Below are 22,826 nucleotides of genomic sequence, written 5' to 3' on the forward strand. Positions count from 1 at the left end.
CCTGGCTGGGGGATAGGGGAAACGATAGCGCGGGCAGCGGGGAGCTGAACAGAGGCGGAATTACCGAGGCGGTCGGCGGCGGCAATTCGCGAGTGCGCTCTATTTGATTTCAAGATGGCACTGGTGAATGAAAACCGTAAAAACCCGTGAAGGTTTCCATGGATTTTTAACGGACTTCCCGCGACCTATCGTTGTTGCATGCCGTGGCGCGGAGGGTTCGCACAACAAGGCCAGTATTGGCTGTTGCGCGAATCCGGTACCTGTTTGCGATCGAATCCGGACGACTCGATCGCGCGCGCCGCGGCTGGGCGCATCGAATGCCACGGGGGTACCGCGGGCTAATTTCGGGATAAGCAAGGTTCCGGATTGCCCTGCAATGGAAGGCGCGGGCGCTCGAATCCCAATCCTCAGGAATGCGGGACTACACAATGAAAATCCGAATCTCTCTCACCGCACTCGTCGCATGTGGCGCCCTGACCGGCATCGCCCATGCGGGCTCGACGTCGCCGCAAGCGGTCGTCAAGAAAATCACGCTCACCGCACACATCGGCGACAGCCTGTTCGTTTCACAGCCGGACAACACCGCGTACGGCGTGGTCGAGCTGAACGCGACCGACGGCAGGCAACGGACGTTCGCGACGACGCTGCCGATCCGCGTGCGCACGACGAATCCCGATATCAACGTCACGCTGCTGCAGCCGCTGAGATTGTCGAACGGTCGGGACGACCTTGCCAACGCAAAGGTCGTGCTGACAGGCAAGGCCGAAGACGCGGAAATCGCGCCCGGCGTTGCTCGCACGCTCACGCTGGTGAAACCCGGGCACGACGGATTCGACGGCTATGACGAAACCCGCAACGTGAAGGTCAGTGCGCAAGCGACAGCCGTCAGCGGTGCGGCTTCGATCAACGGGCCCTATCGCGGTGACCTGGTGCTGGTGTTCGAGCCGGCGGCTTCGGTGGGGCGCGAGCCGACGACAGGAGCGGCCGCTGCAGCCGGCGAGTAGGGAAACCGCCCCGGCGGACATCGTTGGCCGGGGCGATTCAGCCCAGGGTTTTTGCGCATAAACATACGACGACATATCTCTATCGTCGCAGTCTCGATAGTGAGTGTGTGCACACATACAGCAAGAAAAGTCATAAATAACAGGGTAAACGACAGATACGTATCCCGCCCGCTTCCCGTCTAGACTCCGCAATGTAGTACGACGACGTATAAATAGCGATGCACCGACCGGCGCATCGATACCCTATCCAGAAGGAGTGCCCATGGCCGCCCACCGCCGCCGTCCGTCTTCGTCCGTCCGATCGCCCGCGTCGAAACGGGTATCGCGCCGCGCCTTCATCGGCTGGACCGGCGCACTCGCCGGCGGTGCGATGCTCGGCGGCCCGTTCGCGGCCACCCGCGCGCTGGCGGCAGGCGCGACGCCGAATGCGTCGGCGGTCGATCTCGTGTGGGGCGAGCACGGCGCGGCGGCGCGCATCGCGGCGTCGCTCGCGCACGTGTCGCGGCTCGCGCGGCGCGGACGCGACTTCGACGTGGCGCACTACGGCGCGCGCCCATGCGCGACGGTCGCGCAGACGTCGCCGTACCCCGCAGCGAAATCGCCGGTCAGCCCCGGTTCCGAGCTGACGACGGCGCCCGGCGCATTCGATTCGCGCCCGGCGTTTCTCGCGGCGATCGACGCATGCCGGCGCGAAGGCGGCGGCCGCGTCGTCGTGCCCGCCGGCAACTGGTATTGCGCGGGGCCGATCGTGCTGCAGAGCAACGTCACGTTCCACCTGAGCGCGAACTGCACGATCTACTTCAGCCCGAACCCGGCCGACTACGCGAAGGACGGCCCGGTCGATTGCGGCGCGAACGGCCGGCTGTACTACAGCCGCTGGCAGGCGAACGATTGCCTGAACTACGGCGCGCCCGTCTACGCGCGCAACGCGACGAACATCGCGCTGACCGGCGAAGGCCCGACGTCGGTGCTCAACGGGCAGGCGATGACGCCGTTCTCCGGCAGCGGCGCGAACAGCGTCTGCTGGTGGACCTACAAGGGCTCGTCGGGCGCGTACGGCGCGAGCGCGACGGCGCCGGCCCAGAACTCGGCGAATCCGAACAACGTCGACCTGCGGATCGTCGCGCCCGCGATTCCCGACGCGCTCTATGCGCTGCTGACGTCGCCCGTCACGCCGTGGCAGCAGGACCAGAACTACCTGCCGGCGCTGTCCGAGGCCGGCGTGCCGGTCGAGCAGCGCATCTTCGGCCTCGGCCACTACCTGCGGCCGTGCATGGTCGAATTCATCGGTTGCACGAACGTGCTGATGGCGAACTACCAGACGCAGAACACGCCGTTCTGGCAGCACCATCCGACCGCCAGCCGCAACGTCGTGATCCGCGGCGTGACGACCAACAGCATCGGCCCGAACAACGACGGCTTCGATCCGGACGCATGCACCGACGTGCTGTGCGAGGACTGCACGTTCAACACCGGCGACGACTGCATCGCGATCAAGTCGGGCAAGGACCGCGACACCGAATACGGCCCCGCAAAGCGGCACCTGATCCGCAACTGCACGATGAACAGCGGGCACGGCGGCATCACGCTCGGCAGCGAGATGGGCGGCGGCGTCGAGCAGATCTATGCGACGAACCTGTCGATGCTGAACGCGAACTGGCAGACCAACCCGCTGAACATCGCGATTCGCGTAAAGACCAACATGAACCGCGGTGGCTACGTGAAGGATTTCCACGTGAAGGGCGTCACGCTGCCGAACGGCGTGACGCTGAAGGGCGGCGGCTACGGCAGCGCGTTGCTCGCGGGCAGCCCGGTCAACGCGAGCGTGCCGCTCGGCGTCGTGACGCCGTCGGCCGGCAATCCGTCGGCCGCGCAGGGCGGCATCGTCACGTTCGACTGCGACTACCAGCCGGCGAACGATGCGGTGCGCACGCGCGCGCCGGTCGTGCAGAACGTGACGATCGCCGACGTGAAAGCAAGCAACGTGACGCTGAACGGCGTGACCGCGTCGTGCTTCCAGGCGATCGTCGCGCAGGGGCCGGTCGCGTTCGACTACAACGGCACGCCGCCGACGCCGGCCGTGCAGCCGATCTCCGGCGTGACGATCAGCAATTGCGACTTCGGTACGCCGGTCGCGTCAGGCGCGCCGACGGTCACGTCGCCGGGGCCGATCTATGCGTTCAACGTGAGTGCGATGACGCTGACGAACGTGACGATCGCCGGGCAGGTGGTCAACGCGACGATCACCGACAAGCGGTGAGATGGCGCAACACGCAACGACGTTCGCGTGCGGACCGGCCGGTGCCTGCGCGTGAACGCGAATGTGACTGCGTTACGCCAGCGTCTTGACCATGTAGTGCTCGTCGTAGAAGCGGCCATCGACGCACATCGAGCGCGGCTCCGTGCCGAACCGCACGAACCCCTGCGACGCATACAGTCGCTCCGCGGTACGGTTGACCTCGTTCACGCACAGCATCAGTTGCTTGCATCCCCACGCGTTCGTCGCATGCGCGGTCGCACTGTCGAGCAGCGCCTGCGCGATGCGTTGCCCGCGATACGCGGCGTCGACGTACACGCCCCAGATCGTCGCCTTGTGCGCGATCTTCGTGCGTGCGTCGCGGCGCACGCCGGTGATGCCGACGAGCGTGTCGCCGTCGAACGCGCCGAACACGGCCTGTGCTGGCGTCGGCGTGAGGCGCTTCGCGAATTCGTCGACCGGCACCTGCGATTCCTCGTCGAGCGTCGGCAGGAAGGACGTGGGCGCGGTGTCGACCGCACGCAGGCGGACGGTCTGGAACTGCGCCGCGTCGGCGGCGTCAAGCAGGCGGATCGTGATCTTTATCGTCATCGGCAGCATTCCGGTTGTGGGTCGTGCATGCCGGCGCGCCGCTGCTGTGGTCGCGGGATGCATCGTCGTTATCCTAATAGGAATCCGGATGCCTCGTGGCGATGTGCGGTGCGTCGCACGGGCTGCGCGCACGATCGTGAACGGAGAAGAGGGTGATGGCGGCGCGTCGTATCGCCATCGAGGAGGGAGCGCGTAAAGCGCATGCGCCGTCGGGCCGGACCGGCACCCGACGTCAAACAGGCGACGTGCGCGCGATCGACTCACGCGCACGCCAGCGGCATCAATAGCGCGACAGCTGATTGCCGTTGATCTGCACGCGGTCGCCCGGACGCAGGTTGCCCGGCGATTGCACGTCGAACGAGCGCATCGAGCCGTCGCTGACCTGCACGTCGATCCGATAGCTGCTCGGGCCTTGCGCCGCGCCCATCTGCTGGCCGATCTGGTTGCCCGCCACCGCCCCGCCGAGTGCGCCGATCACGGTCGCCGCATCGCGGCCGTGACCGCGGCCGAACTGGTTGCCCACCAGCCCGCCGACCAGCGCGCCGACGACGGTGCCGGCCACGCCCGACGGGCCGACCGAGCCATTGACCGGCTGGATGTTCGACACGGTGCCGTATTGCGCGCCGTACGGGGTCGCGTATTGCTGCTGCTGATTGCCGTACTGGTCATACGGCTGCGAGCCGTATTGCGTCGGATTGCCGTATTGATCGTACGGTTGCGGCGCTTGGTTCGGATACGCCGGTTGCTGCTGCACGTAGCCCGGCTGCGAATACGCGGGCTGCGCATAGCCGGGCGTCGCGTATTGCTGCTGCTGCGGATAGCCCGGTTGCGCGCCGTAGTAGCCCGGTGCGACGCACGCGGTGAGCGGGAGCGCCGCCACGGCGACGAGCGAGGCGAACAGAACGGTCTTCGTGGAAGGCATGCGCATCATGATGATTCCTGCATCGGCAACGTGTCCGCCGATGGATTCCCGTCAAGGGTGGCGAACTCGGCGTGAGTATAAGGAATGGCCGGATGCGCGTCCGGTGCGGCAGGGTAACAACGTGTAAAGTCTGTTGCCGCGTAAATCGCCGGTCGGGCGGAGCGTCGAAGAACGGCGCGACGCGGCTTACGGGCGTCAGCGTGCCGGCGACGCGACCGACGCGCTGCCGCTGACATTTCGCCGCTTCTCCGTCGCCACGCCCGGCCCGGTGGCCGTGCGCGCCACACATCGCGAAATCGAATGCGCGGCATCGCGACATTTAATTGGCCTCGCGCAGCGGCGTCCGATATCGTGGCCGGATTCCCTGCCAACGGCCAACAGTCGCGCCGCGCCGGCCGCGGTTTCTTCCGCTGTCCGCGCCGGTGTCGCGCCGCGACCGCCCCACATTCGAAGCCATGACCGAACGACTCTTCATCAACGCCCGCGACGCCGGCGGCCAGCCCGTCAATTTCGTCGTCCGCGACGGCCGCTTCGCGGCGATCGGCGCCGATTGCACAGCCGCGCCCGGCGCGCAGACGATCGACCTCGACGGCCGCGTCGTGCTGCCCGGTTTCGTCGACGGCCATATCCACCTCGACAAGAGCTTCGTCGGCGATCGCTGGGTGCCGCACGAACCGGTCGGCGCGTTGCGCGAGCGGCTCGCGGTCGAGAAGCGCCAGCTCGCGGCCGCGCCGCCGATCGTCGAGCGTGCGAACGCGCTGATCGCGCAGGCCGCCGCGTTCGGTACGATCGCGATGCGCAGCCACGTCGACGTCGATGCGACGACGGGCCTGTCGAACCTGCACGCCGTGATGGCCGCGCGCGAACAGTGGCGCGGGATCGTCGACATCGAACTGGTCGCGTTTCCGCAGGCAGGCGTGATTACGTGCCCGGGCACGGCCGAGGTGCTCGACGCCGCGGTGCGCGAAGGCGCGGACGTGGTCGGCGGGATCGACCCGACGACGCTCGACGGCGACGCGGACGGCCAGCTCGACATCGTGTTCGGCATCGCGGAGAAGCGCGGCGCGAAGATCGACATCCATCTGCACGAGCCGGGCGAAACGGGCATCGCGCAATTGCTGCGGATCGCGGCGCGCACGCGTGTGGCCGGGCTCGGCGGGCGCGTGAACGTGAGCCATGCGTACGCGCTCGGCCAGGTGAGCGACGACGACGTGCAGCGCACCGCCGCGGCGCTGGCCGAAGCCGGCGTGTCGATCCTGACGAACGCGCCGGGCGACTGCGCGTTCCCGCCGGTGCAACGGCTGCGCGACGCGGGCGTGCACGTGTTCGCGGGCAACGACAACATCCGCGACGCGTGGTGGCCGTACGGCAACGGCGACATGCTGCAACGCGCGATGATGGTCGGCTACCGGTCGGGCTTCTACACCGACGAAGCGCTCGGCATCGCACTCGACATGGCGACGCACGCCGGCGCACGCGCGATCGGCAAGGAGAACTACGGAATCGCGGTGGGCTGCGACGCGAGCTTCGTCGCGGTGCGCGCGCCGAACGCGGCGGCGGCCGTTGCAGGCGTGCCGGCTGAGCGCTGGGTATTCCGTCGCGGCGAAAGCGATACGGGCGCACCGTTCGCGCCGTCGCTGCGATTCACGCGCTGATCCACCCTATCGGCGTGCACGGCACGCGCCGTGCACGCCTTGCACTGACCGACCCGACCGGAATCGACATGACGAACCTGCTGATCCGCAATGTCCGCACGAACGCCGACGCCGCGCTCGATATCCTGATCGAAGACGATCGCATCGCCCGTGTCGGCCCGTCGCTCGACGCGCCCGCCGGCTGCGCGATCGAGGACGGCGCGCTCGCGTTGGCGCTGCCCGGCCTCGTCGAAGGCCATACGCACCTCGACAAGACCCACTGGGGGATGCCGTGGTATCGCAACGCGGTCGGGCCGCGCCTCGTCGACCGCATCGAGAACGAGCGCCACTATCGCGCGACGAGCGGCCACGATGCGGGCGCCGCGTCGCTCGCGCTGGCGCGCGCGTTCCTCGCGGCCGGCACGACGCGCATCCGCACACACGTCGACGTCGATACCGAAGCCGGGCTGCGCCATCTGCACGGCGTGCTCGCGACGCGCGAGACGCTGCGCGGGCAGGTCGAGATCCAGATCGTCGCGTTTCCGCAATCGGGCGTGCTCAAGCGGCCGGGCACCGATGCGCTGCTGTCCGACGCGCTCGCCGCCGGCGCCGACCTGTTGGGCGGCCTCGATCCGTGCGCGATCGAAGGCGACCCGGTCGAGGCGGTGGACGTGCTGTTCGCGATCGCCGAACGCCACGGCCGCGGGCTCGATATCCATCTGCACGAGCGCGGATCGATGGGCGCGTACTCGCTCGACCTGATCCTGCAGCGCACGGCAGCACACGGGATGCACGGCAAGGTCACGATCAGCCATGGTTTCTGTCTCGGCGATCTCGCCGAACGCGAGCGCGATGCGCTGCTCGCGCGGATGGCCGAGCTCGGCGTGGGAATCGTCACGACCGCGCCGGCCGCGGTGCCGGTGCCGCCGGTGGCCGCATGCCGCGCGGCGGGCGTGACCGTGATCGGCGGCAACGACGGCGTGCGCGACACGTGGACGCCGTACGGTTCGCCCGACATGCTCGAACGCGCGATGCTGATCGGCATGCGCAACGATTTCCGCCGCGACGATGCACTCGAAGTCGCGCTCGACTGCGTGACGCACGGCGCGGCGCGCGGCTGCGGTTTCGCGGATTACGGGCTGCAGCCGGGCAGCCGGGCAGCCGCGCGGACGTCGTGCTCGTCGACGCGCTGACGTTCGCCGAGGCTGTCGTCGCGCGGCCGGTGCGGCGCGTCGTCGTCTCGTCGGGGAAGATCGTCGCGCGCGACGGCGCGCTGGTCTGAGCGCCGTGTCGCGTCGCGCCGGTATGATCCGGTTTTCAGCCGGATTTCCGGGAGAGACGACGATGCGACGCACGACCGCGGCACGAGCCGCACGATGGATGGCGGCGGCACTGTTCGCCGTGACCGCCGCGCATGCGGCGGCGGACGGCCCGGCCGACGCGCAGCAGGAAGCCAACCGGCGCACGGTGCTCGCGTTCTACGAGAAAGGGCTGAACGAGAAGGATGCGGACGCCGCGCTCGCGTATGTCGGCGATCGCTACGTGCAGCACAACCCGAACGCGGCCGATGGTCGCGACGGTTTCCGCAAATTCGTCGCGTTTCTGCGCGACAAATATCCGCAGTCGCACAGCGAGATCAAACGCTCGTTCGTCGACGGCGACTACGTGATCCTGCACGTGCACGCGGTGCGCGAACCGGGCACGCGCGGCAGTGCGATCGTGGACATCTTCCGGCTCGAGCGCGGCAAGATCGTCGAACACTGGGACGTCAACCAGCCGGTGCCCGAGCAGGCGGCGAACGGCAACACGATGTTCTGACGCGGGCGGGGCGCCCCGTGTGCCGCTCCCGTTCGAAGTCCGCTTCGCCTACCGCCCTTCGAGTTCCAGCATCGCCGCGAGCGCTTTCGTCAGCGCGCTGACCATCGGGTCGGCCGTCGGCCGGTGCAGGATCGCGATGTCCATGTGCTCGATCGGTGCGAAGCCCTGCTTCGCGGTCAGCACCACATGCTCGTCCGTCACCACGCGCGCGGGCAGCACGCTGATGCCGAGCCCGTCCGCGACGGCTGCCTGGATGCCGCTCAGGCTCGACGTCGTGAAGCTGATCCGCCAGCGGCGGCCGCGCTCCTCGATCGCCTTGATCATGTCGTCGCGATAGAGGCCGCGCGGCGGGAACACGACGATCGGCACCGGGTCGAGATCGATCGACGGATGCTTCGCGCTGTCGATCCAGCGCAGCTTCTCCGGCCAGCGCACGACGGCCTCGCGGCTGTCGCGCCGCTGCTTGATCAGCACGAGGTCGAGTTCGCCGCGATCGTACGCGGCGCTGATGTCGCGGCTCAGCCCGCACGTCACTTCGAGCTTCACCTGCGGATGCTCGCGCTTGAACGCGGCGAGCGCGTGCGTCGTGCGGCCGGCCGCGAAATCGTCGGGCACGCCGAGCCGGATCGTCAGCGCGACCGTCGCGCCCGACAGCGCCTCCAGCATCTCGTCGTTCAGCGCGAGCATCCGTCGCGCATAGCTGAGCACCGTCACGCCCGCATCGGTCGGCCGCACGTCGCGCGCGCCGCGATCGAGCAGGCGGTGGCCGGCGATTTCCTCGAGCCGGCGCACCTTCTGGCTGACTGTCGACTGCGTCGAATGCAGGCGCGCGGAAGCCGTCGTGAAGCTGCCGCAGTCGGCGACCATTACCAGCGCGCGCAGCAGGTCGAGGTCGAACAGGGGTCTATTCATTTCTGCACTTCTGTGGATTCGGGCATTTTGTTTTCAAATGCGTGCGATGACTTTTAACATGGCGGGACATCGCGGGCAATCGCGGTTTCGCCGGAGTTGGGGGCGGTGTTTTGCGGGGTTTTTGATGCGTTTGACGACATCCTGCGGATGACGCTCGCGCACCGCGCCGACCTGAGCGGCACGAACCGGTATCGCGGCGCCGCGTTGATGCCGGCGGCCGAATGCGGTCATGTCGATACGGTGCGCATGCTCATCGATGTGCGCGTGAACGTCGATCACGTGAACCGGCTCGGCTGGGCCGCGTTGCTGGAGGCGATCACGCTCGGCGACGGCAGCGAACGGGACGTGCCAGTTGAACGGCTGACGCCGCTGCAGCACGCGCGGCGGCGCGGTAGGGTTTAGCGGCGACAGGAAGGTGCTGACGTCAAACCCAGACCTTCCGATAGAGATGAAGCGCTTGCGACCATGCGGCAAGGTTTTTCCAGATCGACCGAAGCGGGGTTCCGGAGCGTTCGGCCGCTTCCTCGACCGCCTGTACGACGACGGGAAGCGGCACCTCGTCCAGGACGACGGCGAACTGCGATTCATATCCCGCCGGGATTTCCCCCGTGGCCAATGCGTTGACCAGCCGGCGCTCGGTCAATTCACTTTTGTAGCTGACGTTCGCGCTTATGGTGGCCTTGTAGAGGCCTCGTTGAGCGGGCCGCGCGTGGGTCACGAGCTCGATGCCGAGCAACGCAAGCAACGGAATCAGCTTGTTGATACCGAGATCCTTGAGTTTGCCCGTTTCGAGCTGGTTGACAGTGAGGCGAGACAACCCGGCGAGCCTGGCAAGTTGAGCCTGGGTGAGATCGAGCTCAGCCCTCCGTTTTGCCACGGCCTGACCGATCTCATTGAGTTGCATACGGGTCCTCCGGCGCGGATTCAGCGACCCATGAATGTAAGGTATATCTTGCATCGTCGAACGCGTGATCGCGTTCGAGCGACTTGCCATGCGGTATAGGTCGCTCGCAAATTCCGCTACAACCGTGTCAGGGAGAAGCGCTACGCCGATCCCCTGTATAGACATCGCTGTTCCGCGAATATCCGGGGAAGTATGCTCTGTGGCGAATACGCATCGCGCAGGGTAAACACGCGAAATTCCCGGCTTATCGTCTGTAAATCAAGCACCGCGCTGGCCTTCGGGTTCGTGCCCGTCTTTACCTTTTCTGTTCTTGATCTCCACGCTTGCGCTCAAAAATCAAGCGGTCTAGACTGCAACGCAGTTTCATCGAAGTCCCTCGTCTTTCGCACCCCCGCGCCGGCATCCCGTCGCGTCGCCCCCACCGTACGCCGGCATCGCCCGCCGCGTCGAGACTCACAAGGACCCGCCATGAACCGCACCGCAAAGCTCCTCGTCACCGCGCTGGCGTTCGCGCCGCTCGTGTCGTTCGCGCAGGACGCGTCGACGATCCGCTGGGGTATCGACCCCACGTATCCACCGTTCGAGGCGAAGCAGTCCGACGGCTCGCTCGCCGGCTTCGACATCGACCTGCGCAATGCGATCTGCGAGCAGCTGCATGCGAAGTGCGTGTGGGTCGAGCAAAGCTTCGACGGCATGATCCCGGCGCTGCGCGCGCGCAAGTTCGACGTGATCATGTCCGCGATGACGGCCACCGACGAGCGGCTCAAGCAGATCGACTTCTCGAACAAGCTATATGCGTCGCCGGGCGCGCTCGTCGCGCCGGTCGGCTCGAAGCTGCTGCCGACCGCCGCGTCGCTCGCCGGCAAGCGCGTCGGGATCGACCAGGGCACGACGCAGGAGGCGTATGCGAAGGCCGAATGGGCGACGAGGGGCGTGACGATCGTCTCGTACCAGAATCAGGACCAGGTGTATCAGGATCTGGTGAATGGCCGCCTCGACGCGACCTTTCAGGACAAGACGCAGGCCGGCTACTCGTTCCTGAAGACGCCGCGCGGCAAGGGCTACGCGTTCGCGGGCGCGGACGTGACCGACGCGCGGATCACCGGCTACGGCGTCGCGATGGGCATACGCAAGGGCGACGCCGACATGAAGAAGCGGCTGAACGACGCGATCGTCGCGATCCGCGCGAACGGCACGTACCAGAAGATCGCCGCGAAATACTTCGACTTCGACATCTACGGCGCCAAGCAACTGACTTCGGCGCCGTGACCCCGTGACTCATCCGATCGACAGGCACACCATGACGAGTATCCACGACCGCGTCGCGCAAGCCGTGACGCCCGAACTGATCGCCGCGTTCCGCGAGGAAGGCGCGGTCTGCATCAAGGGCATCTTTTCGCCGGACGAAGTGGCCGCGCTGCGGGCCGGCATCGACGCGAACCTCGCGCAGCCGAGCGAACGCGCGAAAGTCGCGAGCCGGCCTGACGATCCCGGCTGGTTCTTCGAGGATTTCTGCAACTGGCAGCACAACGACGCGTATCGCGACTTCATCGTGCGCTCGCCGGCGCCGTCGGTCGCCGCCGCGCTGATGGGCACGGACCACGTGCGGCTGCATCACGACCACCTGCTCGTGAAGGAGCCCGGCACGCGGCAGCGCACGCCGTGGCATCAGGACCAGCCGTATTACAACATCGAAGGCGACGACAACGTCAGCATGTGGATTCCGGTCGATCCGGTGCCGCTCGAATCGACGCTGGAATTCGTCGCGGGCTCGCATCGCGGGCCGTGGCTGATGCCGCGCACGTTCATGGACAAGGAGGCGAAGTGGTTCCCGGAAGGCAGCCTCGCCGACCTGCCCGACATCGAAGCCGACCGCGCGGCCTTCCCGATCCGCCACTGGGCGCTCGAGCCCGGCGACATGGTGTGCTTCCGGATGCTGACGCTGCATGCGTCGGGCGGCACGCAGAATCGCCGGCGCGCGTTCTCGATCCGCTTCGTCGGCGACGATGTCCGGCATGCGCCGCGCCGCTGGAAGACGTCGCCCGATTTCCCCGGGCTCGCGGAGCAACTGCCGGACGGCGCGCCGCTCGATCATCCGCTGTTTCCGGTGGTGTGGTCGCGCGACGCGGGGCAGGTCGGCGTGATCTGACGCTCGTGCGTCGAGGTAACGAACGCGGCGGCCGTTTCATGACGAAACGGCCGCCGTGCGTTCGGGTGCATACGCTGAACGATCAGGTCGGGTGGCGCCCTGCGCCCGGCTTGAAGCGCGAGCCGAGCCGGTAGCGATTGCCCGGATGCAGGAAGTGCACGAACGTGACGGGCAGCCCGTCCGTCCACGTGCGGCGCGTGAGCGTGAGGCACGGCTCGTCGGCGCGCATGTCGAGCAGCCGCGCCTGCTCGCCGGTCGGCAGCGACGCGTCGACGACGTGCTCGATTTCCAGTTCGTAGTGCGACACGTTGTTGTACAGGTACTCGGACGGCGGCTCGGTCTGGAAATCCTGATCGATGAAGCCGGGCGCGGCGGCCGGGTTTACGTAGCGATCCTCGAGCTGGATCGGGCGGCCGTTTTCCTCGTGCACGCATACCACGTGAAAGACCGGCGTATTGACCGGCAGGCCGAATGCGGCCGCGACGTCGAACGACGCGGGTTCGCTCGACCGGCTCAGCACGCGGCAGCGATATTCGTGCCCGCGCGCGCGGATTTCGTCGCGGATGTGCGCGATCATCAGCAGGTTCGACTGCGGCTTCACCTCGGCGACGAAGGTGCCGACGCCCGCGATGCGCTTGAGCACGCCTTCCTCGGTCAGCTCGCGCAGCGCGCGGTTGACCGTCATGCGCGCGACGCCGAACTGCGCGGCGAGATCGAGCTCGGACGGGATGCGGTCGCCGGGGCGCCAGTCGCCGGACTCGACGTTCTGGCGAACGAGCGTCTTGATCTGCTGGAACGGTGCGGTGGCCTTGGTGACCATCGGAAGATCCTTGCGCGAAAGAGTGACGAGAAGTGACGAGGCTAGTCGTCGTGGCTGACGATGACCAGGATCTCCGCCTGCGCGGTGCCGAGGCTGCGCGTGCGGTGCGGGATGAGTGCGTTGAAATAGACTGAATCGCCGGCCCTGAGTTGCACCGTCTCGTTCGGAAACTCGATTTCGACGCGCCCCTTGTGCACGAACAGGAATTCCTCGCCTTCATGCTCGCGGAACGTCGACGCGACGAATTCGTGCGGCGGATGCACGACGAACGGCAGCATCTTCTTCGGCGCGACGCCGGCCGCGATGCTCTCGAAGCGGTGCGCATGGCTGTCGGCCGCCGCGCCCATCGCGGTGCGCTCGCCGGCGCGCGTGACCGTGATCAGCTCGCGGTTGCTGCTTTCCGAGAACAGCTGCTCGACGTCGACGTTCAGCGCCTTCGACAGCTTCAGCGCGACCGCGATCGACGGCACGCTCAGGCCGCGCTCGACCTTCGACAGGTAGCTCTTGGTGAGGCCGGTCTCGTCGGCCAGCACGTCGAGCGTCCAGCCCTTCTGTTTTCTGAGCAGCTTCAGGCGAATCGTCATGGGGCGGCAGGTGTCCTTCGAAAAACCGATTGTAACGCATGACACAAAGTGTCATTCGGTGTATCGTGTGTCACCTATGCCCGGGGAAACGGCTGCGGACGGCGCGGCAGACCCGGTTCATTCAGGAGGCGAACATGGCGGAAACGCTGAATTTGACGAAGGAAGCGCTGGTCGCGCTGGCAGAGCGGCGTCTTGAAAACGAAGTGGGCGACAGCGGCTGGTCCACACGGCAAAAGCTCGCGCTGACGTGCCGGATCCTGTTCGACGCCGGCCACGACTCGGGCCTGGCCGGGCAAATCACCTGCCGTGCGGATGCGGCCGGCACGTACTACACGCAGCGGCTCGGGCTCGGCTTCGACGAGATCTCGGCCGCGAACCTGCTGCGCGTCAACGAGGATCTCGACGTCGTCGACGGCGAAGGCATTCCGAATCCGGCCAACCGGTTCCATACGTGGATCTATCGCGAGCGCCCGGATGTGAACTGCATCATCCATACGCATCCGGCGCACGTCGCGGCGCTGTCGATGCTCGAGCAGCCGCTCGTCGTGTCGCACATGGACACCTGCCCGCTGTACGACGATTGCGCGTTCCTGAAGGACTGGCCGGGCGTGCCGGTCGGCAACGAGGAGGGCGAGATCATCTCGAAGGCGCTCGGCAGCAAGCGCGCGATCCTGCTGTCGCATCACGGCCAGCTCGTGGTCGGCAAGACGATCGAGGAGGCATGCATCCTCGCGTTGCTGATCGAGCGCGCCGCGAAGCTGCAACTGCTCGCGATGTCGGCCGGCGAGATCAAACCGGTGCCGCCGGCGCTGGCGCGCGAAGCGCACGACTGGATCTCGAAGCCGAAGCGCGATGCGGTGACGTTCGACTACTACGCGCGCCGCGCGTTGCGTACGCATCGGGATTGCGTCGCGTAAGCGAGTACGCCGTTTCAATCTTGTCAGTCAATCATTGAGGAATACCGATCGTGTCCATCCTGCTGAAAGGCATCATTGCCTACCCGGTCACGCCGTTCTCCGCCGACGGCGGTGTCGACCTGAACGCGCTCGATGCGCTGATCGAACGCCTGATCGCCGACGGCGTTCACGCGATCGCGCCGCTGGGCAGTACCGGCGAAAGTGCCTACCTGTCCGACGCCGAATGGGAGGCCGTCGCGACCGCATCGATTCGCGCGGTGCGCCGGCGCGTGCCGACCGTCGTCGGGATTTCCGATCTCACCACGGCGGGCGCGGTGCGCCGTGCCCGCTTCGCCGAACAGGCCGGGGCCGATGCGGTGATGGTGCTGCCGGTGTCGTACTGGAAGCTCGGCAACGACGAGATCGTCGCGCACTACCGCGCGATCGGCGATGCGATCGGCATCCCGATCATGCTGTACAACAACCCGGCGACGAGCGGCGTCGACATGTCGCCGGACCTGATCGCGACGATCTGCCGGACCGTCGACAACGTGACGATGGTCAAGGAGAGCGCCGGCGACATCGGCCGGATGCACCGGCTCGCGCAGTTGAGCGACGGGACGATCCCGTTCTACAACGGCAGCAATCCGATGGCGCTCGCCGCGCTGGCCGCGGGCGCGGCCGGATGGTGCACGGCCGCGCCGAACCTGAATGCCGCGTTGCCGCTCGCGTTGTTCGACGCGATGCGCACCGGCGATCTCGCGCGCGCCCGGTCGGTTTTTCACGCGCAGTTGCCGTTGCTGCAGTTCATCGTCAACGGCGGATTGCCGGTGACCGTGAAGGCCGGGCTGCGGTTGCGCGGTTTCGACGCCGGCGAACCGAGGCGGCCGCTGCTGCCGCTCGGCGACGCACGCACGCGCGAACTCGAGCGCCTGCTCGCGGCGCTGCCGGACGGTGTCGCGGCATGAGCGACGACACACGGCCGGCGATCGCGGCCGCCGTCGACGCGGTGCGGATCGGCACGAGCCGGCCGCTGGCCGGCACGCCGCACGCGAGCGCGATCGACAAGCAGCCGGCGGATGCGCGCCTGTGGCTGGGCGCGCTCGGCTTTGCCGGCGACGAGCAGGCCGATGCGCGGCATCACGGCGGCGCCGACAAGGCGGTTCACCACTATGCGCACGATCACTATCCGTGGTGGGCCGGGCAGATCGGCGCGCGCGACGTGCTCGCACGGCCGGGCGCGTTCGGCGAGAACCTGTCGACGCGCGGCATCACCGAGCACGACGTGTGTCTCGGCGACGTGTTCACGCTGGGCGGTGCGGTGCTTCAGGTGTCGCAGTCGCGGCAGCCGTGCTGGAAGCTCAACGCGCGTTTCGACCATCCGCGCATGGCGGCGCTCGTGCAGGACAGCGGCCGGACTGGCTGGTACTACCGCGTGCTGCAGGAAGGCTGGGTGGCGGCGGGCGATGTGCTGGCGCTGCATGCGCGCCGCTACCCGCAATGGCCGCTGTCGACGGTGCTCGACGTGCTGTATCGACGCACGCTCGACATGGCCGCGCTCGATGCGCTGTGCGACGTGCCGCTGCTGCCGCCCGGCTGGCGCAAGATGCTCGAAAAGCGCCGGATCGAGCGGCAGGTCGAAGACTGGACGAAGCGGCTCGAAGGATGACGGGCCGCGGCCGATGCCTACTTCGTTGGCAGGTTGCGCACGTCGGCCGTCGGCTCGTTACCGAATGCGTCGCTCAGCGCATAGCCGATCAGCTGTCGGGCGGTCGCCTCGGGCGTGGCGAGCGCGCCGCTCGACTTCAACTGGTCGAATTTCTCGCGCATCGGGAAGTTGTCTTCGTCGGTCGCGCGGATCGTCGCCTGCATGCCCGTATCGACGACGCCCGGCGCGACGCTGCAGATCCGCAGCGCGCCGTTCGCGTCGAGCGCGACGGCGCGCGCATGATGATCGAGCGCGGCCTTGGTCGCGCAGTAGATGCTCCAGCCGGCATACGCGTTGCGCGCCGCGCCGCTCGACAGGTGCACGATCCGGCATTCGGTCGCGGCCGAGGCGGCTTGCGCGAGCGCGGCCGACAGCATCAGCGGCGCGGCGACGTTCAGGCCGACCGCGCGGGCGACGATCGCCGGGTCCTGCGCGGCGAGCGGGCCGATCGGGTCGACGATACCCGCGTTGTTGAACAGCAGCACGAGCGACGCGCCGTCGACGAAGCGGCGCAGCGTGTCGCCGGCCAGCCAGGTTGCGACGGCCGTGGAATTTGACAGGTCGAGTTCGACTTCGGCGAAGCGCTCGCCGGCTTGCGACGCGAGCGACGGATGACGGCTGCGCGACACGCCGAGTACGGCGATGCCTTCCTGCAGCAGTTGTTCGGCGAGCGCCGCGCCGACGCCGCGGGTGTGTCCGGTGACGATGGCGCGTACGTGTGCGGGAGAAGATGCAGTCATGGCGGTGAACCGGTGAGGGGGTGAACGGTAGTGACGAGCGGCGCGCACGCACGGCGGCAGCGCATTCGGGGCGGGTGATGCGTGGTATCGACGTGCGAAGACGGTCGCGCGCGGCGCCGCTGATATCGGGATGAACGCTTATCGTAGCGCCCGCATGTGCATCGCGCAAACGCCGGGGCGTGCGCGAAGGCCGAATCTGCGGCGCTGTGCGCATGCATCGTTGCGTTGCACCGCGTGCGATCGGGCGCGCCGCTACGTCGGACGAAAGCCCGCTGCGGCACGTGCGCGCGCCGACGCGGCCAGCGGCGCCGGGCCGCGCGTCGCGAGCTATCATATGGCTCGCCCGTGCGCGAAGCCGCGCGGGCCGCGACCGTTTCCCCTTCACCTGCTGCACGCTGCGACGCCACTCATGAACACCACGCCGGATACGCCCACGCCCCGCGCCCTTCGCGAACTCACGCCCCTCGAGGCCCGCATTGTCGGCGTGCTCGTCGAAAAACAGCACACGGTGCCGGACACCTACCCGTTGTCGTTGAACGCGCTGACCGCGGGCTGCAACCAGAAAACCGCGCGCTCGCCGGTGATGAACGTCAGCGAGGACGAAGTCACGACCGCGCTCGACGGGCTGAAGCACCTGAGCCTCGTGATGGAAGGCAGCAGCAGCCGTGTGCCGCGTTTCGAGCACAACATGAACCGCGTGCTCGGCATCCCGAGCCAGGCGATCGCGCTGCTGACGATCCTGTTGCTGCGCGGCCCGCAGACGGCCGCCGAGCTGCGCCTGAACAGCGCGCGCCTGCACGGCTTCGCGGACATCTCGTCGGTCGAGGCGTTCCTCGACGAACTCGCGGCGCGCGCGCAGCCGCTCGTGGTCCGGCTGCCGCGTGCGCCGGGCGCGCGCGAGAACCGCTGGATGCACCTGATGTGCGGCGAAGTGAACATGGCCGACTTCGCGAGCGCGGATGCAGGCGGCGGCGCGGATTCGGTGCCGCCTTCCGAATTCGAGGCGCTGAAGGCCGAACAGAAGCGCCTCGCGGACGAAGTGGCGCGCCTGAATGCGCTGGTTCAGCGGATGGCGGGCGAACTCGGCATCGATGTCGACGCGCCGGGCGACGCGGGGTGATCGAGGCTCAAAGCACCTGAAACGTAGTGACACCGGCGCGCCCGCGTGCGCCGGGTGACGAGCCCGCTCCGCAACCGTGCGCAAAGCCGCATTACCAGCGGCACCCCGTCTTCGCGGATGCATCGACGTTCTGCGCCCACGCGAAATCCGTTTTCTTGCCGGTGCGTGCATTGGTGTACGTCATCGAATAGACGATCGCACCCTGGCTCGTCATCTCGTACTCGCCGTTGATCTTGCCGTCGACCATTTCCCACCACGTGGTCGTGAACTGGTACGGGCGGCCCTCCGCCAGTTCTTCGTGATCCTCGTGCTTGAACAGCAGCGGGATCGCCGTCTTCGACTTCGCATACCGGACGACACCGCCTTGCCACTTGGCGACGTCGTCGTAATACGTGCGCAATTCGAAGCGCACGGGTTTGTCTCCGTTCGTCTGAAAACACAGCACTTCGGTACTGACTTCGGCCCACGCGGGCAATGCGCTGCACACCAGCAGCAACGCGGCGAATGCTTTTTTCATGTTCGTCTGTCCGTAGTGGAAAGTGCTTCAGCCAATGCTGATTCGCGTCGCGCCCGCATCGACGAGCCGGAACAGCAGATCCTCGACGGCCGTTTCCGGCGCGGAGCCGAGATCCGCGTGGATGCGCCAGCCCTGTTCCGTGCGAACCGGTTCCGACAGGTAGTGAATGATGCCGTGCAGCCCGTCTTCGGCCGGCGTGTTCGCGTCGTCCACGTCGAACCACGCGAGGAACCACGCCTTGAAGGCGTCGTTGGCAGTGCTTTCGCCGAGCCCCTCGGCTTCGATCGTCGCCCAGTCCCACACGAACGGCCGGATCGATACGGCAGCCGTTTCGAGCTCGAACGCGAACGGTTCGAAATCCAGCTGCGTGGTCGAATCGATCATCGCCGGCTGGCCGGCCGTTTCGCCCTCGGTATGGATGGTGTCGGCACGGCATGGCAGCGCGAGCGGGCCTTCGGTGGCGAGCGTGCCGTCGGCTTTCCGGTAGGCCGGTTCGACGACGGCCGCCGGCTGCGCGGCCGCTTGCGCGAGCAGGTCGGCGTAGGGTTGGCGGATGGCGCTGAGCAGGTCGGATACGGTCATCGTGGCGTGTCGGGCAAGGGGTGAACGATCAATCGCAGGCAAGTGGCGCAGCGTGCCACCTGCGCCGAACGACGGGCCGCATCGGCAGCGGACAGCCACGATCGTACGGCACTGCGTGACACGCGGCCACTCGGCCGAATGGCCGGCGGCCCCGATCGCCGTCACTTTGCGACCGTCGTGTCGATCCCGCCCGCCTTCCCCCGCCGCCACCCGCGACCACCCCGCGCGGGTGCCATAATCGAGCCTGCCCAACATTCCAGACAGACGTCCCCCGGAGAATCACCATGCAGAACCTCGACAATCCTTCCCATGATCGCGAGGTAGGCAGCGCCGACGCGACGCAGGACACCACGCGCATCGACGACGTCCGCATCGGCGCCGTGCGTCCGCTGATTTCGCCCGCGCTGCTGCTCGACGAGCTGCCGGTGCCGGCTGCCACGCAGACGCTCGTCGAGGATACGCGCCGCGCGATCGGCGACATCTTGCACGGCCGCGACGACCGGCTGCTGCTCGTCGTCGGCCCGTGCTCGATCCACGATCACGACCAGGCGCTCGATTACGCGCGCCGCCTGAAGGCCGCCGCCGATGCGCTGAAGGACGACCTGCTGATCACGATGCGCGTGTACTTCGAGAAGCCGCGCACGACGGTCGGCTGGAAGGGGTACATCAACGATCCGCGCCTCGACGGCAGCTTCCGCATCAACGAAGGGCTGCGCGCCGCGCGGCAACTGCTGCTCGACATCAACGCGCTCGGCCTGCCGGCGTCGACCGAATTCCTCGACCTGCTGAGCCCGCAGTACATCGCCGACCTGATCGCGTGGGGTGCGATCGGCGCGCGCACGACCGAGAGCCAGAGCCATCGTCAGCTCGCGTCGGGGCTGAGCTGCCCGATCGGCTTCAAGAACGGCACCGACGGCGGCGTGCAGGTCGCGTCGGACGCGATCGTCGCCGCGGCCGCGAGCCATGCGTTCATGGGGATGACGAAGATGGGGATGGCCGCGATCTTCGAGACGCGCGGCAACGACGACGCGCACGTGATCCTGCGCGGCGGCAAGAACGGCCCGAACTACGATGCCGAGCACGTCGAGGCGAGCTGCGCGGTGCTGCGCAAGGCCGGCTTGCGCGAGCAGGTGATGGTCGACTGCTCGCATGCGAACTCGAACAAGTCGCACGAGCGGCAGATCGAGGTCGCGCAGGATCTCGCGCGGCAGTTGGGGCAGGGCGAGCACCGGATCGTCGGCGTGATGGTGGAAAGCCATCTCGAAGCGGGCCGGCAGGATTTGAAGCCGGGCGTGCCGTTGCAGTATGGGGTGTCGATTACCGACGCGTGCCTGAGCTGGACGCAGACGGAGCCGGTGCTCGATGTGCTGGCGGAAGCCGTACGGCATCGCAGGGTGTATTCGCGGAATGCGTGACGCAGCGTGGCGGCGCGGCATCCGCCGCATGGTTCGATGCGCCGCGAGGATCGGGCGCTCGTCTGCGAGGTTGTCCTGATCGACAGGCCGCGGCGCCATTTTTGCACGCCGCGCGCCCTGGCTATCTGCACGACCGTTGATCCCGATCCGGCTCGCCCCGCCTGCCACGTTGCACGCTGAACGCACGATCCGGCGAATGCCGCTACCATGAAAGACGTGTTGCACGCTGCGGGCCGGCCACGCCGGTCCGCCACGCACACATGTCGTGGCGGCGCGGCCGGCCGCGACGCGACCGACGAAGCGCGGGGCGGCCAACCGCGGGCCGCTCACCGATCGGCCGTTGCGTCCCCGCCGCTTCGCTCCCGGAATCAACAACAACCGAACCGGAGTGCAACGCATATGAAGTTCTACAAGACCCTCATCGCAGCAACCGTCCTCGCCTCCAGCGTCAGCGCGCATGCGCAGATCGCGGGCGCCCAGCCGATCAGCGTGACCGTCGAGCAATCGCAGGCGCTGCTCGAAGGCTGGAGCGTGAAGAAGAGCGTGCTCGGCAAGACCGTGTACAACGACGAGAACCAGAAAGTCGGCAAGGTGCGCGACCTGATCGTCGCGCCGGACGGCTCGGTGTCGGCCGCGATCGTGTCGGCCGGCGGCTTCCTCGGCGTGGCTGCGCACGACGTCGCGGTGCCGATCGCGTCGCTCGACATCCGCAACGGCAACATCTATCTGCCGGGTGCGACCAAGGAAGCGCTGAAGGCCACGCCGGCGTTCCAGTACGCGAAGGTGCCGTCGCCGCCGAAGCCGAAGAAGCTCGACGAAAAGCACTGATCCGTCGTATCGATGCGGCGCCCGTTGCGCGATGCGGCGGGCGCCGCATTTTCATTTTTGCTCAGCGTTTCGATGTGTCGTCCGACGGCGCGAGCGCCACGACGTGGCTGATCCCTTCGTGCGCCATCTTCGTATACGGACTGAAACGCTCCGTATTGCGGACGAGCTCTTCCGCCACCGCGCGCTCGACGCCCGGCAGGCGCACCCGAATGTTCGCGTTCAGCATGAACAGCCCGTCCACCGGATCGCGGCAGAAGTCGATCGACGCGGACACCGATGCGCCGGCGATCGACACGCCTGCCCGTGCAGCCAGCAGGCTTAGCGCACCGTGAAAGCATGCCGCATAGCTGGCGGCGAACAGTTGCTCCGGGTTGAGGCCGTCGCCGGAGCCGCCGAGCGCCGGCGGCAGGCGCAGCTCGACATCGAGCCGCCCGTCGTCGGAACGCGCGACGCCCGATGCGCGGCCGTGCTCGGCCGCACCGCCCGTGACGGTCACCGTCGTCGAGTACAGCGTCTGCGGTTCTCGTCCGCGATACCGGTCGAGCAGCGACAACGGCGGCGGGCGCAGCGGCGTCATGGTGTGCGATCCGGCTGCAGCGCTCAGCGCGCGAGCGCGTTCTGCCGGAACCACGCGTCGAAGGTCGTCGTGCCGAGGCGTGCACCGGGCGCCGGCACGAGCGTGTCGTCCTGCAGCACCGCGCCGAAGTAGTCGGCGCCCGCATCCCGCGTCACCTTGCGCGCGTCGTGCGTGGCCGACAGGAAGCGCTCGACCAGATCGGCGATCCGCACGCGCTCGGGGCCGCCGATTTCGGCGATGCCGTTGCGCGGCGCGTCGAGCGCGAAGTCGGTCACCGCGGCCGCGACGTCGTCGGAGGCGATCGGCTGGAAGTGCGCGGTGGTCAACCGGACCGTGTCGCCTTGCGCGCCGGCCTGCGCGATCGCCCCGACGAATTCGAAGAACTGCGTCGAACGCACGATCGTGTACGGCACGCCGGCTTCGCGGATCAGATTCTCCTGAATGATCTTGCCGCGGAAATACGCGCTTTGCTGCAGCCGGTCGGTGCCGACCACCGACAACGCGACGTGATGGCGCACGCCGGCCGCGCGCTCCGCGGCGAACAGGTTGCGCCCCGACGCCTCGAAGAACGCCCTCACGGCCGCTTCCTCGAACGACGGCGAATTCGCGAGATCGACGACGACCTCCGCGCCGGCGAGCGCGTGGTCCAGTCCCGCGCCCGTGATCGTATCGACACCCGTCGACGGCGCGGCCGCCACCGCGTCGTGGCCGCGTGCGATCAGGTTCCTGACGACCTTGCTGCCGATGAGGCCGGTACCACCAATCACGACGATTTTCACGATTGCTCTCCTTGAACGGGCGCGCGACATGCGCACCGCTTGAACCTGCCGAAACCGGCGCCGATCGCG

At 67.6% G+C, this 22,826-nt stretch carries 23 protein-coding genes and 2 pseudogenes; 14 read left to right on the forward strand and 11 right to left on the reverse strand.

Annotated elements, in window-relative coordinates; all coding sequences use genetic code 11:
* Positions 1–428: 428 nt before the first annotated feature.
* Complete coding sequence (locus HWX14_RS21455) at positions 429–1,004, forward strand: hypothetical protein (protein ID WP_175884382.1); 576 nt, start codon at positions 429–431, stop codon at positions 1,002–1,004.
* A gap of 262 nt (positions 1,005–1,266) precedes the next feature.
* Positions 1,267–3,264 (forward strand): glycoside hydrolase family 28 protein, encoded by a 1,998-nt coding sequence (locus tag HWX14_RS21460; RefSeq protein ID WP_175884383.1) that lies wholly within the window; start codon positions 1,267–1,269, stop codon positions 3,262–3,264.
* A 72-nt stretch (positions 3,265–3,336) separates the two neighbouring features.
* Here the strand turns inward: HWX14_RS21460 and HWX14_RS21465 are convergent, their stop codons facing one another.
* Both HWX14_RS21465 and HWX14_RS21470 read right to left on the reverse strand, forming a co-directional pair.
* Positions 3,337–3,861, reverse strand: coding sequence for a GNAT family N-acetyltransferase (locus HWX14_RS21465; protein ID WP_175884654.1), 525 nt, complete (start codon positions 3,859–3,861; stop codon positions 3,337–3,339).
* 271 nt (positions 3,862–4,132) lie between these two features.
* A complete protein-coding gene (locus HWX14_RS21470) occupies positions 4,133–4,783 on the reverse strand; it encodes a glycine zipper 2TM domain-containing protein (protein WP_175884384.1) in 651 nt (216 codons plus the stop codon).
* Positions 4,784–5,229: 446 nt separating this feature from the next.
* Between HWX14_RS21470 and HWX14_RS21475 the strand changes: the two genes are divergently transcribed.
* The 3 genes and pseudogenes from HWX14_RS21475 to HWX14_RS21485 all read left to right on the forward strand — a co-directional run bounded on the left by HWX14_RS21475 (position 5,230) and on the right by HWX14_RS21485 (position 8,226).
* Complete coding sequence (locus HWX14_RS21475) at positions 5,230–6,429, forward strand: amidohydrolase family protein (RefSeq protein ID WP_175884385.1); 1,200 nt, start codon at positions 5,230–5,232, stop codon at positions 6,427–6,429.
* A gap of 68 nt (positions 6,430–6,497) precedes the next feature.
* Positions 6,498–7,690, forward strand: a pseudogene (locus HWX14_RS21480) (amidohydrolase family protein).
* A 62-nt stretch (positions 7,691–7,752) separates the two neighbouring features.
* A complete protein-coding gene (locus tag HWX14_RS21485; RefSeq protein ID WP_175884386.1) occupies positions 7,753–8,226 on the forward strand; it encodes a nuclear transport factor 2 family protein in 474 nt (157 codons plus the stop codon).
* A gap of 48 nt (positions 8,227–8,274) precedes the next feature.
* Here HWX14_RS21485 and HWX14_RS21490 read toward each other — a convergent pair whose 3' ends face one another.
* Positions 8,275–9,138 carry a LysR family transcriptional regulator gene (locus HWX14_RS21490; protein ID WP_175884387.1) on the reverse strand — a complete coding sequence of 288 codons (864 nt, stop codon included), beginning with the start codon at positions 9,136–9,138 and terminating at the stop codon, positions 8,275–8,277.
* 135 nt (positions 9,139–9,273) lie between these two features.
* On the opposite strand from HWX14_RS21490, the pseudogene HWX14_RS21495 reads away from it, so the two are divergent.
* Positions 9,274–9,540, forward strand: a pseudogene (locus HWX14_RS21495) (ankyrin repeat domain-containing protein); the annotation flags it as partial.
* Between the two features lie 22 nt (positions 9,541–9,562).
* Here HWX14_RS21495 and HWX14_RS21500 read toward each other — a convergent pair.
* Positions 9,563–10,042 (reverse strand): helix-turn-helix domain-containing protein, encoded by a 480-nt coding sequence (locus tag HWX14_RS21500; RefSeq protein WP_175884388.1) that lies wholly within the window; start codon positions 10,040–10,042, stop codon positions 9,563–9,565.
* A gap of 468 nt (positions 10,043–10,510) precedes the next feature.
* On the opposite strand from HWX14_RS21500, the gene HWX14_RS21505 reads away from it, so the two are divergent.
* On the forward strand, positions 10,511–11,311 hold the full coding sequence (locus HWX14_RS21505) for an ABC transporter substrate-binding protein (RefSeq protein WP_175884389.1): 801 nt from the start codon (positions 10,511–10,513) through the stop codon (positions 11,309–11,311).
* Positions 11,312–11,342: 31 nt separating this feature from the next.
* Positions 11,343–12,191, forward strand: a complete 849-nt coding sequence (locus HWX14_RS21510) for a phytanoyl-CoA dioxygenase family protein (RefSeq protein ID WP_175884390.1) — start codon at positions 11,343–11,345, stop codon at positions 12,189–12,191.
* A gap of 82 nt (positions 12,192–12,273) precedes the next feature.
* On the opposite strand, the gene hutC is transcribed toward HWX14_RS21510, so the two are convergent.
* Positions 12,274–13,011 carry a histidine utilization repressor gene (hutC, locus tag HWX14_RS21515; RefSeq protein WP_175884391.1) on the reverse strand — a complete coding sequence of 246 codons (738 nt, stop codon included), beginning with the start codon at positions 13,009–13,011 and terminating at the stop codon, positions 12,274–12,276.
* Positions 13,012–13,052: 41 nt separating this feature from the next.
* Positions 13,053–13,595 (reverse strand): XRE family transcriptional regulator, encoded by a 543-nt coding sequence (locus HWX14_RS21520; protein WP_175884392.1) that lies wholly within the window; start codon positions 13,593–13,595, stop codon positions 13,053–13,055.
* A gap of 134 nt (positions 13,596–13,729) precedes the next feature.
* On the opposite strand from HWX14_RS21520, the gene HWX14_RS21525 reads away from it, so the two are divergent.
* Genes HWX14_RS21525 through HWX14_RS21535 form a run of 3 tightly spaced genes read left to right on the forward strand, consistent with a single transcriptional unit; the run spans position 13,730 to position 16,160 of the window.
* The gene (locus tag HWX14_RS21525) at positions 13,730–14,512 is read left to right on the forward strand and encodes an aldolase (protein ID WP_175884393.1); all 783 of its coding nucleotides are present in this window, start codon (positions 13,730–13,732) and stop codon (positions 14,510–14,512) included.
* Between the two features lie 50 nt (positions 14,513–14,562).
* Complete coding sequence (locus HWX14_RS21530) at positions 14,563–15,459, forward strand: dihydrodipicolinate synthase family protein (protein WP_175884394.1); 897 nt, start codon at positions 14,563–14,565, stop codon at positions 15,457–15,459.
* Positions 15,456–16,160 (forward strand): MOSC domain-containing protein, encoded by a 705-nt coding sequence (locus tag HWX14_RS21535; RefSeq protein ID WP_175884395.1) that lies wholly within the window; start codon positions 15,456–15,458, stop codon positions 16,158–16,160. Before HWX14_RS21530 ends, HWX14_RS21535 begins: the two co-directional genes overlap by 4 nt.
* A 17-nt stretch (positions 16,161–16,177) precedes the next feature.
* Here HWX14_RS21535 and HWX14_RS21540 read toward each other — a convergent pair whose 3' ends face one another.
* Entirely contained in the window at positions 16,178–16,939 is a 762-nt protein-coding gene (locus HWX14_RS21540) for an SDR family oxidoreductase (RefSeq protein ID WP_175884396.1), read from the reverse strand.
* Positions 16,940–17,348: 409 nt separating this feature from the next.
* Here HWX14_RS21540 and HWX14_RS21545 point away from each other — a divergent pair, with 409 nt between their 5' ends.
* Positions 17,349–18,059 (forward strand): YceH family protein, encoded by a 711-nt coding sequence (locus HWX14_RS21545; RefSeq protein ID WP_175884397.1) that lies wholly within the window; start codon positions 17,349–17,351, stop codon positions 18,057–18,059.
* 91 nt (positions 18,060–18,150) lie between these two features.
* Here the strand turns inward: HWX14_RS21545 and HWX14_RS21550 are convergent, their stop codons facing one another.
* Positions 18,151–18,576 carry a hypothetical protein gene (locus tag HWX14_RS21550; RefSeq protein WP_175884398.1) on the reverse strand — a complete coding sequence of 142 codons (426 nt, stop codon included), beginning with the start codon at positions 18,574–18,576 and terminating at the stop codon, positions 18,151–18,153.
* Between the two features lie 27 nt (positions 18,577–18,603).
* On the reverse strand, positions 18,604–19,158 hold the full coding sequence (locus tag HWX14_RS21555) for a hypothetical protein (RefSeq protein ID WP_175884399.1): 555 nt from the start codon (positions 19,156–19,158) through the stop codon (positions 18,604–18,606).
* 284 nt (positions 19,159–19,442) lie between these two features.
* On the opposite strand from HWX14_RS21555, the gene HWX14_RS21560 reads away from it, so the two are divergent.
* A complete protein-coding gene (locus HWX14_RS21560) occupies positions 19,443–20,573 on the forward strand; it encodes a 3-deoxy-7-phosphoheptulonate synthase (protein ID WP_077219626.1) in 1,131 nt (376 codons plus the stop codon).
* A gap of 399 nt (positions 20,574–20,972) precedes the next feature.
* On the forward strand, positions 20,973–21,401 hold the full coding sequence (locus tag HWX14_RS21565; protein WP_175884400.1) for a PRC-barrel domain-containing protein: 429 nt from the start codon (positions 20,973–20,975) through the stop codon (positions 21,399–21,401).
* 61 nt (positions 21,402–21,462) lie between these two features.
* Here HWX14_RS21565 and HWX14_RS21570 read toward each other — a convergent pair whose 3' ends face one another.
* Both HWX14_RS21570 and HWX14_RS21575 read right to left on the reverse strand, forming a co-directional pair.
* Entirely contained in the window at positions 21,463–21,978 is a 516-nt protein-coding gene (locus HWX14_RS21570; protein ID WP_175884401.1) for an Ohr family peroxiredoxin, read from the reverse strand.
* A gap of 23 nt (positions 21,979–22,001) precedes the next feature.
* Complete coding sequence (locus HWX14_RS21575) at positions 22,002–22,757, reverse strand: SDR family oxidoreductase (protein ID WP_175884402.1); 756 nt, start codon at positions 22,755–22,757, stop codon at positions 22,002–22,004.
* Positions 22,758–22,826: the final 69 nt, after the last annotated feature.

The sequence above is a fragment of the Burkholderia sp. BCC0044 genome, from assembly GCF_902832955.1.
Taxonomy (GTDB): Bacteria; Pseudomonadota; Gammaproteobacteria; order Burkholderiales; family Burkholderiaceae; genus Burkholderia.